We start from the raw sequence: 20,446 nt of genomic DNA on the forward strand, positions 1-20,446 counted from the left end.
TAAACCGTCAGCCTTTTTTCGCGGCCGCTGCGGCTTCTTCGGCCTCGGCCAGTTTGACGGCTTCGTAGAGATTCACAATCGCGCCGGTTTTCGATAAATCGGTAAAATTGACCAGATCCGTAGACTCGGGACGAAGCACCTGCCGGTTTTGTACAACAGCCGATTTTTCGATAATCCGCTTCAGATCGCTGTACGTCAGTTTCGGAAAATACGACTTCAGAACGGCGGCAATCCCGCTTACGACCGGAGCCGCCATGCTCGTACCGCTCAGGTTGTCATACCCGTTGCGGGGCGTTGTTGAATAAATGGCCATGCCCGGCGCAAACACATCGACGGTTTTCCGGCCATAATTGGAAAACGGTGCGACCAGACTTTCATTGTTTTTGGACGTAATAGCCCCCACCGTAATCAGGTTCGGAATCGCCGAACCATCCATAAACCGGTCTGATGGAAAACTGGCGGTCGTATCCAGCAACTTGTTGTCGTTCCCGGCCGCGTGAATCAGCAGAACGCCTTTGGAAAGCGCGTACCGCATGGCGTCATCGACGGCTTTGCGTTGGGGTGACACGTCTTTCCCGAAGCTCATGTTGATGATCTGGGCACCGTTATTAACGGCATAGCGAATTGCATTGGCCACATCCTTGTCCCGTTCGTCGCCATCGGGAACGGCCCGAACGGCCATGATCTGCACCTGATCGGCCACGCCCTGCACGCCCAGGTTGTTGGTTCGGTCGGCACCAATGATACCGGCGACGTGCGTGCCGTGCAGGGCATCGGGGCCGGTTATGTCGGGATTGCCATAGGCGGTTTCGGTTAGATCGTCGGGTTTATCCCCCACAATCGAGCGGCTGTCGAAATCCGGGTTGTAGGCGTATTCCGCTTTGCCTTTCAGGTCTTCCAGTCCTCTTGTCAGTTCGGCCTGAATATCTTCGGCCTGCCCGAATCCCTGCGCACTGGTCATTTCGTAGAGAGCGGCAGCCGCTTTCTTCACAAAATCATTGTCGGTGGCCGGATTGCGCAGCGTGGCCGTATCCAGTTTGGAGACGCCGAGGGCTTTTTTCAATCCATCAATGATCGTCACCAGTTGGGTGCTGAACGTGCTGTAAGAATCGTATTGTTCCTTATACTCAGCGCGTTTCTTCTCCATCTCCGTTTTATATTTCACGAACTGGTCGAATTCTTTCTGTTGCGCCGGTTTCAGCGACGAACGCTCTTTGCCTTCGTACAGGGGGCGCAGCCGGGCGTATTGCCGGGTCACTTCGGCGGTTTCGTACTGAACATTCCGCCCATCTTTTCCGCCGATAAAATTCCAGCCGTGGACGTCATCGACGTAACCGTTTTTATCGTCGTCGATCCCGTTGCCGGGAATTTCCTTCGGATTGGTCCACAGAATTCGCTTTAAATCTTCGTGCGTGGAGTCGATTCCGCCATCGATCACGGCCACGACGACGGGCGTTGGTTTGCGGTGGCTCAGTAATTCGCGGTAGGTGCGGTCGGTGCTGATTCCCCAGACGCTGTCGGCTTTCGAATCGAGGTGAAACCATTGGGATGTCTGGGCCTGCCCACGGGCGAAACCAAACAGGATGAATGTATAGAGACTCAGGAGTCGGAATACAAACTTTTTGAACGACATAGAAAAGAAGGTTAGCAGTTGTCTATTTCTGTTAACAACTGAAACAGAAACTGGTTCGCGCTGGTAGCAGTCTAGTATAACGAATCGAAGGCGAATTACGGTATATTTTACTGATTTCTGCCGGAAGCTGCGCCAATTTCACCCAAACCAGGGGATAGGGTGGCACATGATGCCACAATATGGTGATTTTGAAGTATGGAATAAAAGTATACTTAAAAAGCCGGGATATTGATAGATAAACCAGTAGTAGATAGTTCACCGGAGAACCTTGACAAATAGGGAGGAGCTATCGAGAACCGTGCCCCGTCAGGGGCATAACAGCGTAGCGTCGGTAGAAAATAGGGTACCAACGGTTCCGGCGTGCCTTTAGGCACGCGACCATTGCAAACGGTTGTGTACCTCACGGCACACGAACGATCAAGACGCCCCGTTTTCTACCGACGCTGCGCTGTTGAATCCCTACGGGATGAATGGCTCGCCTTTTTGATCCCTATGTTCAACCATCATCGCGAACAATCTGCGAGATTGGTGTATGTACTTTTTAAAACGTTCAACCTAAATGACCCGAATTCTTTTCGCTATTTTCTTGATGGCCCTGATCAATACGGGGCGGGCGCAAACGCCGGATTCACTCCGGATTAGCTCGCCCAATGGTCTGCTCACCTTGTCGATTGACCTGCGCGACATGCCGGAATCGCCCCAAAGTCCGGTTTACGAAATAACGTACCGAAACCAGCCCCTGATTCTGCCTTCGCGGCTGGGACTGGGCGGCAATCCCGCCACTTCCCGGCCGTTGAACTGGGATAAAAACCTGCGGATTGTGTCGGCGACGAAACGAAGCCAGCAAGCAAACTGGAAACCGGTCTGGGGGGAACGCGCCGAGATTCCCGATCGCTACAACGAGCTGGTCGTCAGCCTGCGCAACGGGCCGGGGTCGGGCGGAACGATGCAACTCATCGTCCGGGCGTACGACGAAGGCGTGGCTTTCCGGTATTTTTTTCCGGAAGACCTGCGCATGCAAATTCTGGATGTTGGGCAGGAAATGACCTACTTCAACCTGCCGCCGAAAACAAAAGCCCTCTACACCGATCATGCGCAGGGGAGCTACGAAGAACGGACCATAGAGAACTGGACGAAAGCCGCCCAAATGCCGCTCACCCTGAAACTCGACAACGGAACCTGGGCCTGCATCACACAAGCCGAGCAAAGCAGCTACCCGCTGGTGCGGCTCAAAACCGCCGGTCTGAATCAGCTCGTCAGCCAACTGGCGGGTGAAATCACCGAAGCTTCGCCCTTTGCCAGTTCGTGGCGGGTGGTGATGGCGGCCGACCGGCCCGGCGACCTGCTGGAACATAACTACCTGATTCAGAACCTGAATCCGCCGAATGAAATCAAGGACGTGAGTTGGATCAAACCGGGAAAAGTGATGCGGGAAGTGACGCTATCGACCACGGGAGCCAAAAATCTGGTCGATTTCGCGGTGGAGCAAAACATCGACTACCTCCATTTCGACGCGGGCTGGTACGGTCACGAATACGAAATTGCGTCGGACGCAACCAGGGTGTCAGTCGATCCGCGCCGGAATCCGAAAGGCGATCTGGATTTGCCCGAAGCCATCCGGTACGCCAAATCGAAGGGGAAGAAGGTCATTTTGTACGTCAACCACCGCGCCCTCGAACGGCAACTGGATACGCTCCTGCCGCTCTACCAACGTTGGGGCGTTGCCGGCATCAAATACGGTTTTGTGCATACGGGATCGCACCACTGGACGGTCTGGCTTCACGACGCCATCCGCAAAGCCGCCAAACACCAACTGGTTCTGGACATCCACGATGAATATAGCCCGACCGGTTTCAGCCGGACGTATCCAAACCTCTTGACGCAGGAAGGCGTGCGGGGTAACGAAGAATGGCCCAATGCGACCCACAACACGGTTTTGCCCTTCACGCGGTACATTGCCGGAGCCGCCGATTATACGTTCTGCTTCAACCAACCGCGGTTGACCAACACCAAAGGCCACCAACTGGCGTTGCCGGTTATTTATTTCAGTCCGCTTCAGTATTTGTACTGGTATGGCAAACCGGCCGACTTCCCGGATCGGCAGGAAATTGAATTCTGGAAAGACCTCCCGACGGTTTGGGATGAAACGAAAGTGCTGGATGGCACACCGGGCCAGTATGTGTCGGTGGCCCGGCGGAAAGGAACTGACTGGTTTGTCGGCACCATTACCAGCACCGAAGCCCGGAAAATTGACCTGTCGCTCGCCTTTCTGGAACCGGGAAAAAAATATTCTCTCTGGTTGTATGAGGACGATGGAACCGGAAAAATCCGGAAACAAACCCGGACCGTCACGTCGAAAGACCAACTGACCGCCAATCTGTTACCTTCCGGTGGGCAGGTTGTGGTCTTGAAAAGAAACTAACGGAATGGGCTTAAAAAAACGAAAAATCCAGACAGGACGGTTTTATTCAGCGTGCCATGCATCAAAATAAATAAAGGACATGATGCGGTTCTGACTTATTCTTATTACCTTTGGTGAAATTTTAAAATACAATACAATATAATGCAAACAGGAACTGTTAAATTTTTTAATGAACTCAAAGGTTTTGGGTTTATTACCCCTTCGGATTCAGACAAAGACATCTTTGTTCACGTATCAGGTTTGATTGACGAAGTTCGTGAGAACGACAAAGTTCAATTTGAAGTTGAGCAAGGTAAAAAAGGTTTGAATGCCGTTAACGTAGAGGTTATTTAATCGAAAGATATAATAATTTGAAACGCTTGAAAAAACATGCTTCCCGGCATGTTTTTTTTTGCCCTCACTTTTTGAAACCGCAAAAAAATCCCGCATCCGATGCTGTCGAATGCGGGATTTTTACGTTCTGATTCCCGGGTTTATTTCGGGTTTTTGGTCGGTGCGCTTCCCTCCGCCGGGGGATTGTAGACGATTTCATTATCGGGCACATCCCAGTAATCCAGGAAGTTGTAGTTGATGGTGGCGTTGGTACTAACCACGCCGGTCCGGCTCAGAGCAACCGCTCCTGTGCGACCGGTTTCCAGCACCCCCCACCGGCGGGCGTCGTAGAAGGCCAGAGCGCGGAACAACAGGCCGACGCGTCTTTCCTTGCGCAGTTCTTCTTTGGCAGCCGCCAGCGACAGGCCGGTTCCGGCCACGGCGGCAATGCCGGCTCCCTGGGCTTGCCGAACCTCATCGATCAGCGCCAGACCGCCTTCCGTATTGCCGGTATAAATCAACGCTTCGGCTTTCATCAATTGATTTTCTTCGTAGGAACTAGCCAGAAACAGTTCATAGCCGCCCGGATTCAGGCTGGAATAGGTGATCACACCCGCTTCGCCTTCCGAACCCGCAGCCCCCCGGTTGATCAGTTCCCAGCGCGTGAAAAACGAATTCCCCCGCGAGGTTTCGCCAATGTAAGCCGATGTCCGCTGCCGGAAATTGTTGGTCAGGCGTTTGTCACCAGCTTTGAAATCCTGAATCAGTCGCTCCGTAATTTTATAGGTGTTGTTGGCCCCGGTGGTTTTTCCCGAAACCGTGCCGACCGTGGGCGACAGAAAATCCCCGTTGGCGTTCGAGCGGCCCGTAAACACGAAGTCGGAAGCCAGAATGCCGCTGTTGGTCAGCGTCAGAATTTCAGTCCATTGGGCCGCCGTCATGGTGCTTACCGGCGTATTGACCAGGATGTTCCGGGCTTTGAGGGTACTGATGTTCCGCTGCCACATCACCGGCGTCAGCACACCGCCTTTGCCCACCCGGTTAAAGCTGGGAATCAGGCCCTGGAGGGTCGCGGTATAATCGGCGTTGACGGTTAAGGTTCCGAGAATTTTAGCCGCTTCATCCAGATTCCGGTTGGATTCGGCAATAATCGCTTCTTTCGATACATACTTTCCATTGGTGCCATTCAGCACCTCGCCATTGGCCAGATCGTTGATCACGCCGGCGTAATACATGGACCCAATCCGGGCGTACGCAAATCCTTTCCACCAGTAGCCCCACGCCTTCAGAACGCCTTTTTTGGTGGCGGCATCGCCCGTAAACGTAACCGCATCGACATTGCTCAAAAGCGTATTGGCCGCATTGTTCATGTTGTACATGTACGCCCATTCGTAGTAGGTCGAGTTTTGGGAACCCGCCGAGTTGATATTGGACGAGATCCGGATAAAGTCGATCTGCTTGTTGGGCGAATTCGGATTCAGTAAAATCGTACCGTCGTCCAAGGTGATTTGATCCGGTGCGCCAATCTGGTTAATGAACACGTTGGCAATGTCGGTTCCGATGACGTCGCCCATCAGCTCATGGTTTCCGATGGCGCCCGACCAGAAATAGCCCGGCACACCGTCATAAAATTTCACATCCCGAAAACCAGTGATGTAGAATCCCTGCCCGAAAGCAACCAGACCGGATTCGGTTTTCAAGGCCGGTGACGACGGCTGGTTGGGATTGGCCACATTCAGATCTTCCTTGCAGGACGTGATCGAACCCGCCAGAAGGAATGCCAAAGCAACTATTTTGAACTTCTTCATGATGATCTTTTTTTGAGACGGATTTGATTAAAACCCAATGTTTAACGTAGCCTGATACGACTTGAAGTTCGGCATCGTGCTGTGATCCGTTCCGCGGTCCCAGGCCGAATTCGATGTTCCTGAGCTGATTTCAGGATCAAAACCGGTGTATTTGGTCACGGTCCAGATGTTCCGGCCGGCCAGCACCAGTTGCAGTTTTTTGAACACCGGAATGTGGAACAGTTTGGAAAGATCCAGACCAACCGAAATGTTTCTCAGCCGCAGGAAAGAGGCATCTTCGTAGAAATAATCCTTGGTTCCGTTGGCGGTCCGCTGCGCATAAACGCCCCGGTAGAAAGCCGTCCAGGCTCCCGTCTGACCGTCGATGGTGAAGGGCTGGGCATAATCGCTATGAATCCCGTCGCGGTACATCCACTCCTTGGTCTGGTTGTAGAGGTGGCTTCCGTATAACCAGTCAAACTGGAAGTTGAACGTCAGGAAATTCTTGAAGGAAAAGTCGTTGATAAACGACATATTGAACTTCGGATTCGGATCGCCGAAGCTGTACATACCCGGCGTAAAGAAGGGCTGCTTCGTGGCTTTGTTCACCACAAAACCGTTGCTGGCAACCGTATAGTTTTCCTGCTGGGCTTCCGGAATAAAGAAGTTTCCGTTTTCATCCCGCGCCTGGAGGCTGCTGATGCTTTTGTACCCATACAACTGACCCACTTTTTCGCCGGCTCTCAGCACGTAGTTGGTACTGCCCGCGTTCGAGATCACCACCACCTGAGCATCACCGCGTACGGCCACAATTTCGGAGGTTTGCTTGCCGTAGTTGATGGTCGTATTCCACTTGAGATCCCGGCCGTTATACACCGTCGAGTTCAACGACAACTGCAGCCCACGGGAACCCAGCGTGAAGGCGTTATCGATCAGTGTACCCAGACCGATGGACGGCGCTACGTCGACGGAATAAATGGCATCCTTGGTCTGCCGGTCCCAATACGTGGCCGACGCGCTGATGCCGTTCAGCCAGCTCGTGCCTTTCAGCAAACTGAATACCATATCCGCGCCCACTTCAAATTCCTGCGACACTTCCACCCCCAAAGCCGGGTTGCTCTGGCCGTTGGCGTAATAAAAAGCCGTGCTGTTGCCGACGGTGGTCGGGGTAATCGTGACGTAGCGGTCAAACGGTTTCGGCTGAATCCCGGCCTGTCCGTACGCGGCCCGCAGTTTCAATTCCGGCAAAAAGCTGTTCACCGCGCTGTTCTGCCAGAAGTTCAGGGCCGACAAACGCAGGTAAGCATCTCCCCGGGGAAACGTAAAGGGCTTCGATCCCTGCCCGAAAGCGGAGGAATAATCACTGCGAAAACCACCCGATACCCCCACAAATTCGCCATACTCGAAGCGCTGGTTCACCAGATACCCATACGTAATGAAGGGTTCTTCGTAGTCGCGGTAAACCCGCCACGAGGCCGTATTGGCGGCATTGTAGGGTTCATACGCTGCGGGCAGGCCCAACGCTGCACTGGTGTATTCCTTTACCTTGCTGTTCCGCCAGTCGAACGACAGTTGGGTTACGCTTTTGATGGGAATATTCAGGCCGAAATCTTCCCGGAAATCAAAAACCGTCGTAGCCGTGGCCAGGAAGTTCTGGAACATTTTGCTGTTGGCATATTTCGTCAGATCACCGGTATTGTTGGTGTTGTAGTTGGAAATATAGCGCGCCGTGCTCTGGGTCAGCCAGTATTTGATGTTGGCGTTGTTCGACTGGTTGAGGTATTCCAGATCCCGGTTCTGCGTCTGGTAGTTCAGGCCGTATTTGGCGTCTAGTTCCACAAACTTCGGAAACTTGTAATTCAGGTTCAGGTTCTGAATGATGTCGACGATGTTGTCATTGTTTTGGGTATACGCCTGCCGGTACGAAGGATTGGAAGCGTTGATCCCAATCGTCTGGTTCATGTTGTACGGAATGGAACCATCGGTGGTGGTCAGGTTGAAATCCGCCAGCGGATAGGCGTTCAACAGACTGAACAGAATAGTTCGGTCACTGGTTTTCAGCGTGTTTTTGGTGTAGGCTAACTGCGTAATGGAACGCAAGGTCAGCCCTTTGGCCAGTTGCGCACCGATGTTAGCCGACAGGTTGCTGCGGTCCCAGTAGCCATTGTTGATCATATTGCTCTCCTGGTGGCTGTTGGAAGCCGACAGGCTGAAATCCGACTTTTGGCTACCGCCGGAAATCGCTACGCTGTTGTTGATGGTGTTCGCCGGTTTGAAAAAATAATCGAAGTGATCGTGGTATTGCAGGTTGGCGTTATACGGTTTGTCGTTTTTCACCGCCGGGTCCGTCGAGTTGTACTGCACGTTTTCGGAATACACCCCGTTGACGGCGTCGTAGGTAATCGGTTTTCCCGAAGATCCGATGATGTTGTTGGAGGCATCGGTCGCAAAAGCGTGGTATTGGGCTTTGCTTAATCCGCCGACGTTCAGGTAGGTATTCTGGGAAATACTGGACGAGAAATCGATGTTCAACTGCCCGTTTTTCCCTTTTTTAGTGAAGAGTTGAATGACGCCGTTTGCGCCCTGCGCCCCATAAATGGTGGCTGCGGCAGCGCCCTGCACCACTTCAACCCGTTCGATGGAGTTCAAATCGATGGTTTGGAGGCTGGTTGCGCCCATCTGAATCCCGTCGATCAGAATCATGGGCGAGGTGCCCCGGTTGATGGTGTTGACACCCCGCAACAGGATGTTCACGTCGGCGCCCGGCGTTCCGCCCCGGCTGGTGATTTGTGCGCCGGGAATTTTCCCGATCAGCGCCTGGTCGATGGAAGCCGAGGGCGTTTGTGGTAAGTCTTTTGCGCTGACGGATTCGACCGAGATGGCAATTTTCCGTTTGTCCGTGGCAACCCCAACCCCCGTCACAACAATTTCCGAGAGTTGCTTGGCGTCCGTCGTCAATTGAATGTCCATGACCGAACTCGTTCCCAACTCCACTTCTTTCGTCAGCATCCCGATGAACGAGTACACCAGCGTTCCTTTGGTGGCTGGCAGGGATAGTTGATACGTACCATTGCCGTCGGTAACCGTACCCGTCGAAGTCCCTTTTAACACCACCGACACCCCGGGTAACGGGCTGCTGTCTTCGGCAGACGTGATCTTACCCGTAATTTTCCGATCCTGCGCCCAAATGGAAGCACAAGTCGAGCACATCAGAAGAAGGCTCAACAGTAAATTTTTCCTCATTGTACGATCTTAGTTTGGTTAATGATTTTTAAAACTAAAGATTAACCAAGGCAACGCAAATTTTTTATATTGGATTTGTTAAAAAAATATGAAATATATACCCGATCCAGTATAGAAATAAAATTTTGTATTATTTTATATTACAATATTTATAGTAGTTAAAAAGTGAATTCACAAGATTTATTAGACATTATTATTAGAAATATAGTTTCAATAACTATATTTTACTTATATTATAGTTATTGAAATAGTTAAATTTTAATGATGCTTTAATGATTGCTTAACCGGAAAATTATACTTCATAATTTCTTAATCCCATCGGGGCACAACCTACCGCAACCGTTTGTAAATTGTAGCCCAAAAAACAACCCCATAACATCCCTATAATCAAACACTTACTTCGTAATCATTAGAAAAGACCGGCCATTTCCTTTCCCAATCACATACTTTCCTTTTTCCCCGCCATGCAACGTATAGCGCTCCCGCTATTGTCCCTGTTTCTTTTGATTTCGCCCCTGTATGCCCAACAGTGGTATAAAGGCAACCTCCACACGCACTCGCTCTGGAGCGACGGCGACGATTATCCCGAAATGATCATGGACTGGTACAAGGCCAATGGTTACCATTTTATCGGTTTGTCGGATCACAACACGTTTCAGGAAGGTGAAAAATGGATCAAAGTGCCGCGCGCTCCCGACCGTCGGCGCACCTTCGAACGGTATTTGCGCACCTTCGGACCCGATTGGGTGAAATACCAGACCGGCCCGAATGATTCCCTGAAAGTGCGGCTGAAGAACCTGAGCGAATACCGGAGTTATTTCGAAGAACCGGAAAAGTTCCTGATTCTCAAGAGCGAAGAAGTCTCGACGGGTTACCAGGGCAAGCCCATTCACATCAACATGACCAACCTCCAGAACCTGCTGAAACCGCTACCGGGTAACAGCGTGGCCGAGGTCATGCAGAACAACATCGATGCGGTGGTGGCGCAACGACGGCAAACCGGCCAACCGATGTTTCCCCACATCAATCACCCCAATTTTCATTATGCCATTACGGCCAACGACCTGATGCAACTCCGGCACGAGCGGTTTTTCGAGGTTTTCAACGGCCACCCGCAGGTGCATAACTACGGCGACAGCACCCGCGAAGGCACCGAGGCCATGTGGGACAAAATCAACCTGACATTTCTGCGGCAGGGTCGACCGCTGATGCTCGGCCTTGCCACCGACGACAGTCATAATTACAATTTCTTCGGACCCACCTACAGCAATTCGGGGCGGGGCTGGGTGATGGTGAACGCGCCCGAGCTAAAACCCAACACGATTGTGGAAGCTCTGGAAGCAGGCCGGTTTTACGCTACCACGGGGGTTACCTTCGAAAGTCTGACGCAAACCGCTACGACGGTGGCCTTCAAGATCAAAACCGAACCGGATGTCAAATACCGGATTCAATTTATCGGCATTCGGAAAGGGCAGGAAAAGGCGGAAATTCTGCGTGAGCTGATGGGCACGGAAGCGAGTTATACGCTGACCGACGAGTTGCTGGTGCGGGCCAAAGTCATTTCGACCAAGCCCAAATTCAATCCGTTTGAACCGGGGGATGTCGAAACCGCCTGGACGCAACCGATGGCTCCGTTGCAAACTCCGCAGCCACTCGCCAGCGTGGTGCCGCTGCCCAACGCCCACGCGCACAATGATTATGAGCAATCGCGCCCGCTTTGGGACGCCCTGGATCACGGTTTTACAAGTGTGGAAGCCGATGTGTATGCGCACAAGGATACACTGTACGTTGCCCACAACCGCCCGCCATTCTGGAACACCGATAAGTCACTCGAAAATCTGTATCTGCGCCCGCTGGCCGAGCGAATTCGCCAGAATGGCGGGAAAGTGTATGCCAATTACAGCGGCCCGTTTTATTTGATGATCGACTTCAAAACCGGTGCCGACAGCACGTATCGAGCCCTGGAGAAGGTATTGCAACGCTATCGGTCGATTCTAACGACCTGCAAGGGAAACCGCTGCCAGCCGGGTACCGTCACGGTTTTTATTTCCGGAAACCGCCCCATCGAAACCCTCAAAAGAGCGAAAGAACGTCTGGTGGGCATCGACGGACGGCCCGCCGATCTGGGCAAGGGATTCAGTCGCGACCTGATGCCGGTAGTAAGCGATTCGTATGGCAACCAGCTTCAATGGCGCGGACAAGGGCCGATGCCGGATGACCAGTTTCAAAAACTACGGCAACTGGTTCAGCGGGTTCACGCCGAAGGCAAGAAACTGCGGCTCTGGGCCTGTCCCGAAGATCCGGCAGTGTGGGCCAAACTCCGCGAAGCCGGTGCCGATTTCCTGAGCACCGACCAACTGGAACTGGCACGGGATTTTTTGTTGAAATAGACCTGAGAGTATAGACAAGAGAATAGAGACAAGAGAATAGAGATGTCCCTCTATCCATTCGACTCCTGAACCATGAAAAACCGGTTTCTAGTGACCCTTGCATTGACTGCCTTAACGGGCTGGCTTTCAGCACAACCCATCCATTTACATCCCGAAAACCCGCATTATTTCAGCTACCAGAACAAACCCACGGTGTTGATCACGTCGGGCGAACATTATGGAGCGGTTCTGAACCTGGATTTTGATTTCATCACGTATCTCAACACGCTTCAAAAAGACGGTTTGAACCTGACCCGAACCTTCACCGGAGCCTACCGCGAAGCCCCCGGCGACTTCGGAATCGAACACAACACGATGGCACCGGAAACGGGACGGTTTATTTGCCCGTGGCCCCGCAGCGAACAGGCCGGCTATGCGTTGGGTGGCAACAAATTTGATCTTTCGCGTTGGGATGAGGCTTATTTCAAGCGATTGAAGGACTTTGTGGGAGCCGCCGAACAACGTGGGATCGTTGTCGAACTGGCGCTCTTCTGTCCGTTTTACGAAGAGAAAATGTGGGTAATCAGTCCGATGAATGCCGCCAACAACGTCAATTCGGTTGGGGCTGTTGGACGCAACGACGTGTATACACTTGATAAAAACGGCGGGTTGCTGGCCATTCAGGAAGCGATGGTGCGGAAAATCGTGACGGAGTTGAACGGTTTCAACAATGTGCTGTTTGAAATCTGCAACGAACCGTATTTCGGCGGGGTACAACTAAACTGGCAGCACCACATCGCCGACCTCATTGTGAAAACCGAGACGAATTTACCCAACAAACACCTCATTACGCAGAACATCGCCAACGGTTCGGCCAAAATTGAGAAGCCACATCCGGCGGTGTCGGTTTTTAACTTTCACTACGCCACCCCACCCAAAGCCGTCCCGCTCAATTACGGGCTGAACAAAGTCCTGGGCGACAACGAAACCGGTTTTAAAGGCACCGCCGACTCGACTTACCGCAAGGAAGGCTGGGAGTTTCTGCTGGCCGGGGGCGGTCTCTACAACAACCTCGATTATTCGTTCACGTCCGTTCGACCCGACGGCACCTACACGCCGGGACCAAAATCGCCCGGCGGAGGCAGTCCGGCGTTTCGGAAGCAACTGGGTGTTCTGAAAGACTTTATGCAAGGGCTGGATTTTGTTCGGATGAAACCGGATACGGTTTTGGAGGGCGGTTCGTTGCCGTCGCGGGTGCGGATTCACGCCCTCGGCGAAACCGGGAAACAATACGCCCTGTACGTCTACAACGGCAATCATCCGAAGCAGCCCGAACCGATGAGCCTGATGCTGAATCTGCCCGCCGGTCGCTACACGGTCACCTACGTTGAGCCGGAAACCGGCCGGAAGCAGAAGAAAAAACTTCGGCATTCCGGCGGTTTGGCAACGCTTGAAACGCCGGCTTTCGGGGCCGACCTGGCTTTGACCGTACAAGCCCGTTAATTCAGTAGAATCTTTTTGGCATACTTGAACTGATTGGTTCGCATCTGGACGATTTTCAGGGTCGGCGTGGCCCGACCGGCGGGCGTTACGTGAAGAAGATACCGGGTGGCACTGACCTTTTCAATCGTCCCCAGATTCGGAATTCCCTGTAAATCCACGACCGTAAACGCGGGGTCCGGCGCATTGGTCTTCACTTCGATCCGGCCCCGTTCCAGCGCCAAAACCTCAAAATAGAACCCGTCGGCATCGTATGTCAGCCCCAGAATTTTCGAAAATTCAAACCGGCCGTCGCGGTCGACCTGCCGCAAGCGGTAATAATTCGTTCCCTTTTGCGGAGCTTCATCTGTAAAACCGTATGCCTGCATCGATTCGGAGAAACCTTTGGAAACCACCCGCCCGATGGCTTCGAAGGCGTGGGCGTCGGCGCTGCGCTCCACAACGAAATAGGCACTGTTGGATTCGAAAGTCGTTTGCCAGCCCAGCAGCATCTGGTGTTCGACCCGCTTGCCGCTGAACGATGCCAGCCGCACGGGCATGGCACCGGCATCGTCCCAGTTGAAATTGGAGATGAAAATAAACTGTCGCTTCGGGTCGACCCAATCCGGCCCGGCGCAGTATTGAATGGTCACTTCAGTGACCGGACTGCTGAACGTAATTGAGTTGACCGCATTGTTGAGGTCACCATTGACGCCTGTGATGGTATTTCCGCTGACAGTGTTGGTAGCCGCCGACCCGATGGCCGGATTGACCGGCGTTCCGGCGTTGCTGCCCGAAACCGTCACCTCGTCCTGATACTGGCTGTCGCCATCGATTCGGTCAATATCGAGCAGGTTGAAATTCAGGTTACTGACGGGCTGCGAAAAGGTTATTTTGACGGAAATACAATTGCCATTTGTGGGAAAGTTGGCATTCAGTTCCAGCCCGTTGGCACTCGGGCGGGGATAATCGAGGTAAAAGGAACTCGTCAGACCGGTTACATCCACCGTGGCATCGACCGGAATATTCCCGATGTTGGTATAGGTATTCGTCAACTCCCCCTCCGGATAGGTGTTCCAGTTCAAATCCTGCGCCCAGCCCACAGTTTGAGTTAGCCATACCATGGCCAGTAGTACAAATCGTTTCATAATTTTAATGTTTATTTGTGTGTACATGCGAATTAACAAATATTGAGATTAAACACAAGCAAAAGTCAAATACCGTACGAGAAAAAGACAAAAAGGGGTCTGAGAAGATTCAAAAGGAATTATTCTTGTAAACAATAAAGCGTAGTTTTGCCCGGATCAGTAGCTTCAGCGAATCACAACACTGGTTACTCTATGTAACTTTTCTCGGAAAATGAGGGGACAGAATAGTGCTTTTTGCTTTGTTTTTCGTGGGTATCCTCTTTAGAATATGAATCCTATTTCCAACGACATCATCGCCCGGCTCTGGAATCTCTGTAATGTGCTGAAAGACGATGGCGTGACGTATCACCAATACGTTACCGAGTTAACCTATCTGCTGTTTTTCAAGATGGCGAAGGAAACCGGTACGGAGGGGCAGATTCCGAAGGGCCACCGCTGGGATAACCTGATTGCCAAACCAAAACTGGAACGACTCGAAGCCTATAAAATCACCCTGATTCATCTGGGCACACACGGGGAGCAGATTGTGAAGGAAATCTTCAGCAATGCCAGCTCGTTCATCAAAAAACCGGCAACGCTGTCGGCGCTGGTGGAAGGAATCGATAAACTGGCGTGGTACAATGCCGGCCGGGAAGATCTGGGAGACATCTACGAAGGGCTGCTGGAAAAGAGCGCGAACGAAAAAAAGTCGGGGGCTGGTCAGTATTTCACCACCCGATCGCTGATCGACAGCCTGGTGACGGTGATGAAACCTACGCTGGATGATCTGATTCAGGATCCGGCGGCCGGAACGGGCGGTTTCCTGATCGCGGCCAACCATTACATTCGTGAACACCAGAATCCGGAAAACTGGAACAAAAACCAGCTTGAAAAATACCGCACCCGCACCTTTTTTGGCATGGAACATGTGCAGGATACGCATCGGCTGGCACTCATGAATCTATTTCTCCACGGTATTGATTTCAACCCCGATGCGGGCGGTGTTCATTACGGCGATACGCTGTCGCCGGACGGTCAGAAGCTGCCGGGGGCCACGTTGATTCTTTCGAATCCGCCTTTTGGCAGCAAAAAAGGCGGAGGGCTGCCCGAGCGCACCGACCTCCCCTACCCGACCAGCAACAAGCAGTTCTGTTTTTTACAGCACATTTACCGGGGCCTCAAACCGGGGGGCCGGGCCGCCGTCGTGTTGCCCGACAACGCCCTTTTCGAAGGCAATATCGGAAAACAGATTCGGGCCGATTTGATGGATAAATGCAATCTCCACACCATTTTGCGCCTGCCGACGGGTATTTTTTATGCCCAGGGCGTAAAAACCTGCGTGATTTTCTTCACAAAAGGCCACACCGATCAGGGCAATACGAAAGAAGTCTGGGTGTATGATTTGCGGGCTAACATGCCGCAATACGGAAAACGCACGCTGCTGACCCGGAACCACTTTTCCGAATTTGAAACCGCTTTTGGCGATGATCCGCTGGGACGTCCGGAGGCTTTATCCAGGCGACGGGACGATACCGGCATCACCAACCGCTTCCGCCGGTTTAGCCGCGAGTGGATCGCGCAGCACAACGACAACCTGGATATTTCGTGGCTCAAGGACGAAAGTGAAGAACTGCCGGAGCCGGGCGTGCTGGCGCGGGAAGTGATGGAGGAACTCGAGGGGGCGCTGGAGGAATTGCGGGAAATCATGGAGGAATTGGGAGAGGAGGTGGAGGTATGAATGACCTACCGCCGGGCTGGATCAGGGTCAACCTGGGCGCAATCAACGAATTCGCGTCGCTGGTGATCAACCCCGCCAGTCAACCCGATGTTATTTTTGAACTCTACAGTGTGCCGGCCTTTCCAACCCATCAGCCCGAGCGGCTGGCCGGCGCGGCCATTGGCTCCGTGAAGCAACTGGTAGAGCCCGACGACATCCTGATCTGCAAGATCAACCCCCGGATTAACCGCGTCTGGAAAGTTAGGCCCAAAGGCGAGTTCCGGCAAATTGCGTCGTCCGAATGGATTGTTGTGCGGTCACCGGTTTTATCGCCTGATTTTTTACGGTATTATTTTAGCACCCCGGTTTTCCGCGACCTGATCTGCCGGGGCGTTACGGGCGTGGGGGGCTCGCTCACACGGGCGCAGCCCAAACGAGTGGCCACCTTGCCGGTTTTGATTGCGCCACTCCGGGAACAACACCGGATTGTACACAAAATCCGGGCTACCCTGGCCCGAATTGAAGCCTGCCGCGACCGTCTGGATCGGGTGCAAAGCCTGCTGAAAAACCTGCGCCAGTCGATTCTATCGGCGGCTATTTCCGGAAAACTCACAGAGAAATGGCGCGGGAAAGACGTTTCGGACTGGACGCTGGAGCGGGCAGACGAGGTTTGTGCGAAAGTTCAAAACGGCGGCACCCCCGCAGAAGGTTTTCTTGATCACCCCAACATTCCGTTTTTAAAAGTTTATAATATTGTCAATCAGTCGATTGACTTTACTTCCAGACCGCAGTTCATTTCAACGGCATCGCACGACAAGGCCCTGAAAAGGTCGCAAACCCTACCGGGCGATGTTCTGATGAATATTGTGGGGCCACCGCTGGGGAAGGTTGCCATCGTACCCGATACCCATCCCGAATGGAACATCAACCAGGCCCTGACGCTCTTCCGGCCCGGCCCGCGAATCACGAGCGGCTGGCTGTATTACCTGCTTTGCAAAGGCGACAACCTGGCGGCCATTCTGCACGAAACGCGCGGGTCGGCGGGGCAGATCAATGTTTCGCTTTCCCAATGCCGCCATTTCAGGTTTCCGGTGCCGCCCGTCGCCGAGCAGCACGAAATCGTCCGTCGGGTAGACGCCCTGTTTGCCTATGCCGATGCCCTGGAAGCCCGCTGCTTGGCGGCCCGGAGAAACATTGAGCGGTTGCCGGCGGCCACGCTGGACAGCGCCTTTCGCGGACAATTGATACCGCAAGATCCGGAGGACGAACCCGCCGGTTTGCTCCTCCAGCGCCTGCAGGCCGACAAAACCGCCCGATCCCAAACGACGCCCTTGCCCAAACGTACCCGAAAACCCAGAATGACCCCACTCTCGCCCGAAACCGTGCTGGAATCCATTCGCTTCCTGCCGGATGGTCCGTTCACCTTCGACGAACTCCGCCGTCAGCTCGCCGTTGAATACGATGCCCTGAAAGAAGCGGTTTTTACGCTTCTCTCCGAAAAACAACCGGCACTGAAACAGGTCTTTGACCCCGAAAAACAGACCATGACCCTGATCCGGATAAAACCATGAAGCTCTTACGGATTCACATCATTTCAGCCGATACGTGTGGCGGACTGCTCGATGGGCTCGACATTTCATTGCGCCCTCAAATGGATGAGCAAACAACCTTCACACCCCTGTGTCTGCTGGGCGCCAACGGCACCGGCAAATCGCAGTTGCTTCAGGTGCTGGCCGAAATGTTCCAGTCGGCCTTCCATGCCGTGGTGTGTCAGGAGGAACGCATCGAAGGAAACCCCGGTTTGCAGTTCGAAGTCGACTACCTGATCCGGCCCCACGGCAGTCCGGCAACGGTTCACGTCCGAATCTCGCGTCAGGCGCAAACGAAACGCCGACCGGTGGTGACGATCCGGAAACTAGTGGACGGAGCCTGGATAAACTGCGAACTGACCGCGCCCGAAACGAAGGAATTGCTGCCCAGCAAGGTGGTTGGGTATTCGTCCGGGGATAACGAGACGCTGAGTTTGCCTTTCCTGCTGAGCCGGAGCGGTTATGCGGAGGAAGTACGCGAGAGTGCCATTGATCGTGCTACCCAGTCTACCGGTATTCAGGATACGCGCCTGATGCTGATCGACTACGGAACGCACCTGGAAGTGCTGGTTGCCAATCTGCTGCTGGGCAGTGACGAACAGCGTTCCGCCCTGCTGAAATACGCCCACCTGGACGACCTGCATTCTTTCCGATGCAGCATTCAACTGGCCCACGGGGCGGCTCCCCGCGCACCAGCCCGCGCCGGCAAGCAGTCGAAACGGAAAGGCATTCAGCTCACGGATGAACTCGAAGAATATCTGACCCGGCTGCAACGCTGTGCCACCTGCTACCAGTACGATGACAAAACCGAAACCTACACCTTTGACTTTCTGGTGGATACCGAAACCAAAACCGCATTTCGGTTTTTCTGGAAAACCGCCTTCGACCTGTATTCGGCTTTTCACAAACTCGCCATGCTGAATGATCTCGTGATTCCCAAACACGCCCGCGAACGGTTTAGCAAAGAAACCAAAGCGCGTCGGTTTGCCTCGCGGTTGCCGGAGCCGCAGGATGAAGACAAGGTTTTCCGTTTCGAACGGGTGAACTTTCACGCCCGGAATCATACCACCATTGTCGATTATGTGTCTCTTTCCGACGGTGAACATCAACTGGCCCAGCTCCTGGGAACTTTCAGCATGATTTCGTTTTCGAATGTCCTCTTTTTGCTCGACGAACCCGAATCGCACTTCAATCCGGTCTGGCGAATGAACCTGATGGATCGGCTGCGGGAACTGCCGACGTCGGACGGGAAGCGCAGCGACCACGCGGAAACCATCCGGCAGGACTGCCTGATTACCACCCATTCGCCCTACCTCCCCGCCGATCTCCCCAAAGAAAAGGTCTTCATTTTCAGCCGCGCGCCCCTTACCCGGAAAGTAGAAGTGAGCCGCCCGGATCAGGAAACCTACGGGGCCACATTCGACACGATTCTCCGGTCGTGTTTCGGCGTTCGCACCAGCCCTTGAGGAAAACGCATAAAAAACACCCTGTCAGCAAAACCGGCAGGGTGTCTGGTATACACAAATAAACATTAATTCAGGTCATTCAGCAGCACGCGTTTGGCGTAGCCGAAGTGGCTCGTTCGCATCTGGACGATTTTCAGGGACGGTGTGGCCAGACCGGAGGGCGTTACCTGCAAAACATACCGCGTCGCGCCCATTTTTTCAACTGAACCCAGATTAGCAATGCCCCGCAGATCCACCACCGCGAACGCAGGGTCCGGCGCATTGGTCTTCACTTCGATCCGGCCCCGTTCCAGCGCCAAAACCTCAAAATAGAACCCGTCGGCATCGTACGTCAGCCCCAGAATTTTCGAAAATTCAAACCGGCCGTCGCGGTCGACCTGCCGCAAGCGGTAATAATTCGTTCCCTTTTGCGGAGCTTCATCCGTAAAACCGTATGCCTGCATCGATTCGGAGAAACCCTGGGAAACCACCCGGCCAATGGCTTCAAAGGCTTTGGCGTCGGTGCTGCGCTCCACAACGAAATAGGCACTGTTGGATTCGAAGGTGGTTTGCCAGCCCAGTAACATCTGGTGTTCGACCCGCTTGCCACTGAACGACGCCAGCCGCACGGGCATAGCGGGTTCATCATCCCAGGTAAAGTCGCCAATATAAATTTCCTGCGATTCTGGAAGAGCAAAAGCTGGTCCGGCGCAGTACTGGATGGTTACTTCGGTGACCGGACTACTGAACGTAACCAGATTCTGGGCTAAAGCAACGTCACTGTTTATACCCGTAACGGTATTGCCACTCACGGTATTGGTAGCCGCCGACCCAATACTCGGACTAACCGGTGTTCCTCCGTTGCTGCCCGAAACCGTTACAACATCCTGATAGTCACTATCCCCATCCGCGTAATCAATATCGATCAGGTTGAAATTCAGGTTACTGACGGGTTGCGAAAACGTGATTTTTACCGAAACACAATTGCCGCTGGCGGGAAAATCAGCCGCAAGCCGCAAACCCGTCGGACGGCCGTTGGGTTCGTTCGCATTGAGCGACGATGTACTGCCCGTCGTCTCAACGCCCACACTGACCGGGGCATTTCCAACCGTCGGATAGGTGTGATTGAACGAGCCGTCCGGATAGGTATTCCAATCCAAATCCTGCGCCGATCCTCCCAGGCTGAGCAGGATGAAAGAAATCAGAAGTAGAAATTGTATCTTCATTGAGATAGTTGTTTGTAGTTGCAAGCAAGTAATCGTTTTTTATTTTAATACGCAAGTAAACCGCAAAATTTTGCCCGGAAACGGATGAGAGACATTA

12 protein-coding genes are annotated in these 20,446 nt (G+C 53.2%); 7 read left to right on the plus strand and 5 right to left on the minus strand.

Annotated elements, in window-relative coordinates:
* Positions 1-7: 7 nt before the first annotated feature.
* Positions 8-1,633, minus strand: a complete 1,626-nt coding sequence (locus DUE52_RS27050) for a S8 family peptidase (protein ID WP_114409214.1) — start codon at positions 1,631-1,633, stop codon at positions 8-10.
* A gap of 559 nt (positions 1,634-2,192) precedes the next feature.
* Here DUE52_RS27050 and DUE52_RS27055 point away from each other — a divergent pair.
* Positions 2,193-4,055, plus strand: a complete 1,863-nt coding sequence (locus DUE52_RS27055; protein ID WP_229312329.1) for a glycoside hydrolase family 97 protein — start codon at positions 2,193-2,195, stop codon at positions 4,053-4,055.
* Between the two features lie 141 nt (positions 4,056-4,196).
* Positions 4,197-4,388: a cold-shock protein gene (locus DUE52_RS27060; RefSeq protein ID WP_114409215.1), complete on the plus strand. Its 192-nt coding sequence runs from the start codon at positions 4,197-4,199 to the stop codon at positions 4,386-4,388.
* Positions 4,389-4,528: 140 nt separating this feature from the next.
* On the opposite strand, the gene DUE52_RS27065 is transcribed toward DUE52_RS27060, so the two are convergent.
* The gene (locus tag DUE52_RS27065) at positions 4,529-6,175 is read right to left on the minus strand and encodes a RagB/SusD family nutrient uptake outer membrane protein (protein ID WP_114409216.1); all 1,647 of its coding nucleotides are present in this window, start codon (positions 6,173-6,175) and stop codon (positions 4,529-4,531) included.
* Between the two features lie 27 nt (positions 6,176-6,202).
* The gene (locus DUE52_RS27070) at positions 6,203-9,397 is read right to left on the minus strand and encodes a SusC/RagA family TonB-linked outer membrane protein (RefSeq protein ID WP_114409217.1); all 3,195 of its coding nucleotides are present in this window, start codon (positions 9,395-9,397) and stop codon (positions 6,203-6,205) included.
* A gap of 464 nt (positions 9,398-9,861) precedes the next feature.
* On the opposite strand from DUE52_RS27070, the gene DUE52_RS27075 reads away from it, so the two are divergent.
* Together DUE52_RS27075 and DUE52_RS27080 are read left to right on the plus strand one after the other, a co-directional pair.
* Complete coding sequence (locus tag DUE52_RS27075; protein ID WP_114409218.1) at positions 9,862-11,787, plus strand: histidinol-phosphatase; 1,926 nt, start codon at positions 9,862-9,864, stop codon at positions 11,785-11,787.
* A 72-nt stretch (positions 11,788-11,859) separates the two neighbouring features.
* A complete protein-coding gene (locus DUE52_RS27080) occupies positions 11,860-13,269 on the plus strand; it encodes a cellulase family glycosylhydrolase (RefSeq protein ID WP_114409219.1) in 1,410 nt (469 codons plus the stop codon).
* Here DUE52_RS27080 and DUE52_RS27085 read toward each other — a convergent pair.
* Complete coding sequence (locus tag DUE52_RS27085) at positions 13,266-14,393, minus strand: hypothetical protein (RefSeq protein ID WP_114409220.1); 1,128 nt, start codon at positions 14,391-14,393, stop codon at positions 13,266-13,268. The genes DUE52_RS27080 and DUE52_RS27085 overlap by 4 nt on opposite strands.
* Positions 14,394-14,661: 268 nt before the next feature.
* On the opposite strand from DUE52_RS27085, the gene DUE52_RS27090 reads away from it, so the two are divergent.
* From DUE52_RS27090 to DUE52_RS27100, 3 genes are read left to right on the plus strand one after another with little or no spacing between them, the layout of a single operon-like run.
* Positions 14,662-16,110, plus strand: coding sequence for a class I SAM-dependent DNA methyltransferase (locus DUE52_RS27090; RefSeq protein WP_114409221.1), 1,449 nt, complete (start codon positions 14,662-14,664; stop codon positions 16,108-16,110).
* Positions 16,107-17,660 (plus strand): restriction endonuclease subunit S, encoded by a 1,554-nt coding sequence (locus DUE52_RS27095; protein WP_114409222.1) that lies wholly within the window; start codon positions 16,107-16,109, stop codon positions 17,658-17,660. Before DUE52_RS27090 ends, DUE52_RS27095 begins: the two co-directional genes overlap by 4 nt.
* Complete coding sequence (locus tag DUE52_RS27100; protein WP_114409223.1) at positions 17,657-19,144, plus strand: restriction system-associated AAA family ATPase; 1,488 nt, start codon at positions 17,657-17,659, stop codon at positions 19,142-19,144. The genes DUE52_RS27095 and DUE52_RS27100 overlap by 4 nt, the downstream gene beginning before the upstream one ends.
* Before the next feature lie 65 nt (positions 19,145-19,209).
* Here the strand turns inward: DUE52_RS27100 and DUE52_RS27105 are convergent, their stop codons facing one another.
* Positions 19,210-20,349, minus strand: a complete 1,140-nt coding sequence (locus tag DUE52_RS27105; RefSeq protein ID WP_114409224.1) for a hypothetical protein — start codon at positions 20,347-20,349, stop codon at positions 19,210-19,212.
* Between the last annotated feature and the right edge of the window lie 97 nt (positions 20,350-20,446).

This window comes from Larkinella punicea (assembly GCF_003334855.1).
Taxonomy (GTDB): domain Bacteria; phylum Bacteroidota; class Bacteroidia; order Cytophagales; family Spirosomataceae; genus Larkinella; species Larkinella punicea.

Excerpts from the sequence above, each read along its gene's own strand:
- DUE52_RS27080 (WP_114409219.1), top strand. The coding sequence starts at position 11,860 with ATGAAAAACCGGTTTCTAGTGACCCTTGCATTGACTGCCTTAACGGGC.
- DUE52_RS27085 (WP_114409220.1), bottom strand. The coding sequence starts at position 14,393 with ATGAAACGATTTGTACTACTGGCCATGGTATGGCTAACTCAAACTGTG.
- DUE52_RS27055 (WP_229312329.1), top strand. The coding sequence starts at position 2,193 with ATGACCCGAATTCTTTTCGCTATTTTCTTGATGGCCCTGATCAATACG.
- DUE52_RS27100 (WP_114409223.1), top strand. The coding sequence starts at position 17,657 with ATGAAGCTCTTACGGATTCACATCATTTCAGCCGATACGTGTGGCGGA.
- DUE52_RS27075 (WP_114409218.1), top strand. The coding sequence starts at position 9,862 with ATGCAACGTATAGCGCTCCCGCTATTGTCCCTGTTTCTTTTGATTTCG.
- DUE52_RS27060 (WP_114409215.1), top strand. The coding sequence starts at position 4,197 with ATGCAAACAGGAACTGTTAAATTTTTTAATGAACTCAAAGGTTTTGGG.
- DUE52_RS27095 (WP_114409222.1), top strand. The coding sequence starts at position 16,107 with ATGAATGACCTACCGCCGGGCTGGATCAGGGTCAACCTGGGCGCAATC.
- DUE52_RS27065 (WP_114409216.1), bottom strand. The coding sequence starts at position 6,175 with ATGAAGAAGTTCAAAATAGTTGCTTTGGCATTCCTTCTGGCGGGTTCG.
- DUE52_RS27105 (WP_114409224.1), bottom strand. The coding sequence starts at position 20,349 with ATGAAGATACAATTTCTACTTCTGATTTCTTTCATCCTGCTCAGCCTG.
- DUE52_RS27050 (WP_114409214.1), bottom strand. The coding sequence starts at position 1,633 with ATGTCGTTCAAAAAGTTTGTATTCCGACTCCTGAGTCTCTATACATTC.
- DUE52_RS27070 (WP_114409217.1), bottom strand. The coding sequence starts at position 9,397 with ATGAGGAAAAATTTACTGTTGAGCCTTCTTCTGATGTGCTCGACTTGT.
- DUE52_RS27090 (WP_114409221.1), top strand. The coding sequence starts at position 14,662 with ATGAATCCTATTTCCAACGACATCATCGCCCGGCTCTGGAATCTCTGT.